Genomic DNA, 1,051 nt, shown 5'->3' with positions numbered 1-1,051 from the left:
TAGAGCATTTCCTATTTTGGGAGAATCGTAGGATTCCCAAAACCGGATGTTTGTGATTCAAGATGCTGGCTGGATTGGAGGCCAGCATCTGATGACGCGAGCGCTTTCAAATGATCTTCGTGAGCGTGCAGTAGCGGCAGTTGTCGACGGGGAGACCTGCCGTGCGGTTGCCTCGCGCTTTGGCGTTGCGGTTTCCTCTGTGGTGAAGTGGTCGCAGCGTTACCGTGCCACCGGCTCGGTGGCGCCGGGCAAGATGGGCGGACACCGTAAGCGCGTTCTGGAGCCCCATCGGGCTTTCATTGTGGAGCGGATCAATCAGACCTCTGAACTGACGCTGCATCGGCTGAAGGACGAGTTGGATGCGCGCGGGATCAAGGTCTCGCACAATACGGTGTGGCTGTTCTTGAGGCGCGAGGGCCTGAGCTTCAAAAAAAACGCTGTTCGCCCTTGAGCAGGCACGCGCCGATATTGCCCGCAGGCGTCAGCGATGGCGATCCTGGCAGACCGGCCTCGATCCGCAGTGCCTGGTCTTCATCGATGAGACCTGGATCAAGACCAACATGGCTCCGCTGCGCGGTTGGGGGCCGAAGGGCAAGCGGCTGCGCGGCCTGGCTCCGCACGGCCACTGGCGCACGCTGACCTTCCTCGGCGCACTGCGCTGGGATCGGCTCACAGCGCCTTGCGTCTTCGACGGCCCGATCAACGGCCAATGCTTCCGGGCCTATGTCGAGCAGCAGCTCATCACGGTGCTGAAGCCCGGCGATATTGTCGTCATGGATAATCTGGGAAGTCATAAGTCGGCGGCCATCAGGCAGATGATCAAAGCTGCCGGCGCCAGGCTTTGGTACCTGCCGCCCTATTCCCCGGACCTCAATCCGATCGAGCAGGCCTTCGCCAAGATCAAACACTGGATGCGCCAAGCTCAGAAACGTACAATCGAGGACACTTGGCGCCACATCGGCCACCTCGTCGAAACAATCGAGGCAGCCGAATGCAGGAACTACTTCGAAAACGCAGGCTACGCTTCCGTCAAGATATGAAACGCTCTAGC

1 protein-coding gene is annotated in these 1,051 nt (G+C 59.8%); it reads left to right on the top strand.

Annotated elements, in window-relative coordinates; all coding sequences use genetic code 11:
* Nucleotides 1-91: 91 nt before the first annotated feature.
* Nucleotides 92-1,040 (top strand): IS630 family transposase gene (locus tag FJ949_RS30170; RefSeq protein ID WP_140501651.1). Its coding sequence is split into 2 segments (ribosomal slippage): nt 92-427 and nt 429-1,040, totalling 948 coding nucleotides; the frame shifts between segments, so codons are not numbered across the junction.
* The last annotated feature ends 11 nt before the right edge of the window (nt 1,041-1,051 follow it).

The sequence above is a fragment of the Mesorhizobium sp. B2-4-1 genome, assembly GCF_006442185.1.
Lineage (GTDB): Bacteria > Pseudomonadota > Alphaproteobacteria > Rhizobiales > Rhizobiaceae > Mesorhizobium.
This window is presented reverse-complemented; position numbering and strand designations above follow the sequence as displayed.